The sequence below is a fragment of the Mesobacillus sp. genome (assembly GCF_049588175.1).
In the GTDB taxonomy this organism is placed as follows: domain Bacteria; phylum Bacillota; class Bacilli; order Bacillales; family Cytobacillaceae; genus Mesobacillus.
Genome location: NZ_JBAVFI010000709.1, coordinates 1 through 2,113 on the forward strand (window position 1 = coordinate 1; position 2,113 = coordinate 2,113).

The window sequence follows — 2,113 nt, forward strand, 5'->3', positions numbered from 1 at the left end:
ATTTCAGACTGCTCCTCGGAGGACAATCATCGTGGACCAGATAGAAACGTGTAAACAAATGACATTCAATGGGATAGGTTATGCAATACTTCCAGCCATAACCCTAAATGGAGCGGAGAAAGACATCTTCAAAGTTCCATTGCATGATGAAAATAATGAGCCATTAGGGCGCGATACATGGCTTCTCGGCTATGAATCTGCTTTCCAATTAAAGCAGGTGCAAGCATTTATCGAAATCGTCAAGGAACATATTGTTGACTCAAACAAGAAAGTGAAATAGTTTTTCTTGTTTTCAATACTTTTGTTTGTTAAAGTAATTTTTAGAAAAAGCAGTTTTCGAAGCACTTTTCGTATGATTTGCAGCTTACTTATTACATGTTAAGATTTGTAAATTGTATATCGGCTATTTATCTTTGCGCTGATGAAAAGAGTCTTTGGAAAAATACATATTCGGAGGTAATAAATATGAAGATGATGGATGCAAACGAAATCATTTCGTTTATACAAAATAGCAAAAAAGCTACACCAGTTAAGGTGTATGTAAAAGGTGCCCTGGAGGGGATTGATTTTGGGGCTAACACAAAAACCTTCATCACTGGAAATACAGGTGTCATTTTTGGCGAGTGGGCAGAAATTAACCCTGCCCTTGAATCAAATCAGGCGAAAATTGAAGACTATGTTGTAGAAAATGACCGAAGGAATTCAGCTATTCCATTACTGGACATAAAAAACATCAAGGCTCGTATTGAGCCTGGAGCAATCATCAGGGACCAGGTTGAAATTGGCGACAATGCTGTTATCATGATGGGTGCTTCCATCAATATTGGTGCAGTTATTGGAGAAGGCACAATGATTGATATGAACGTAGTGCTTGGCGGCCGTGCAACTGTGGGTAAGAATTGCCACATTGGAGCAGGAACAGTCCTTGCAGGAGTTATTGAACCACCTTCTGCTAAACCAGTTGTAGTTGAAGATGATGTAGTAATTGGCGCAAATGCCGTTGTCCTTGAAGGAGTTACAGTTGGTAAGGGTGCAGTAGTAGCTGCAGGTGCTATTGTTATTGATGATGTGCCTCCTTTTACTGTGGTTGCTGGAACACCTGCGCGCGTTATCAAGGAAATTGATGAAAAAACAAAATCAAAAACTGAAATCAAACAGGAGCTTCGCCAGCTATAAAAGCGAGAAAGCGTGGATACATGATCCGCGCTTTCTTTTATAAAGGGAGAGAAAATTATGGGGCATGAAACTTTTATAAAAGTCAGAAGAGACTTGCACAGGATTCCGGAGCTTGGTTTCAAGGAGTATAAAACTCAGGCTTATCTTCTTGATTATTTGCATCATCTTCCTGGAGAGCGATTGGAAATAAAAACTTGGGAAACGGGGATCTTTGTCAAAATCACTGGTAAAAACCCTACCAAAATGATCGGATACCGTGCAGACATTGATGGTCTTCCAATCACCGAGGGTACTGGGCTTGAGTTTAAATCCCTTCACGAGGGCCAGATGCATGCATGCGGACATGATTTACATATGAGCATTGCGCTGGGGCTGATCACGCATTTTGTCAGCAATCCTATTGACGATGATCTATTGTTTATTTTTCAGCCTGCTGAGGAGGGGCCTGGCGGTGCCGAGCCGATGCTTGCGACCGATATCATGGCAGAGTGGAAGCCGGACATGATCATCGCCCTGCATATTGCTCCTGAATATCCAGTTGGGACCATCGCAACAAGGGCAGGCCTCTTGTTTGCCAATACTTCAGAACTTTTCATCGATCTTGAAGGCAAGGGCGGACATGCAGCTTATCCACATAATACAAATGATATGATCGTGGCTGCATGTGCGCTTGTTACACAGCTGCAGTCGATTGTGGCGAGGAATATTGACCCGCTGGACAGTGCAGTCGTCACTATTGGTAAAATTACAGGTGGTACCGTGCAAAACATCATTGCCGAAACAGCCAGAATCGAGGGTACAATTCGTACTCTTTCTGTAGATTCCATGGTTAAGGTAAAAGAACGAATTGAAGCACTTGTGAATGGCATTGAAGTTGGTTATCAGTGTAAAACAGCGATAGATTATGGCTCCATGTACCATCAGGTTTATAATCATG

3 protein-coding genes are annotated in these 2,113 nt (G+C 42.0%); all 3 read left to right on the plus strand.

What is annotated here, in order from left to right; genetic code table 11:
- Positions 1–280 (plus strand): LysR substrate-binding domain-containing protein (locus tag WB217_RS17270; protein ID WP_423994520.1); only part of this gene is annotated, 280 nt, incomplete at its 5' end.
- Between the two features lie 185 nt (positions 281–465).
- A complete protein-coding gene (gene dapD, locus WB217_RS17275; protein ID WP_423994522.1) occupies positions 466–1,176 on the plus strand; it encodes a 2,3,4,5-tetrahydropyridine-2,6-dicarboxylate N-acetyltransferase in 711 nt (236 codons plus the stop codon).
- A gap of 57 nt (positions 1,177–1,233) precedes the next feature.
- A partial coding sequence (locus tag WB217_RS17280; RefSeq protein WP_423994523.1) for an N-acetyldiaminopimelate deacetylase occupies positions 1,234–2,113 on the plus strand: 880 nt, incomplete at its 3' end.

Bases quoted from the DNA above. Each gene is read 5' to 3' on its own strand.
- dapD (WP_423994522.1), top strand. From the start codon at position 466: ATGAAGATGATGGATGCAAACGAAATCATTTCGTTTATACAAAATAGC.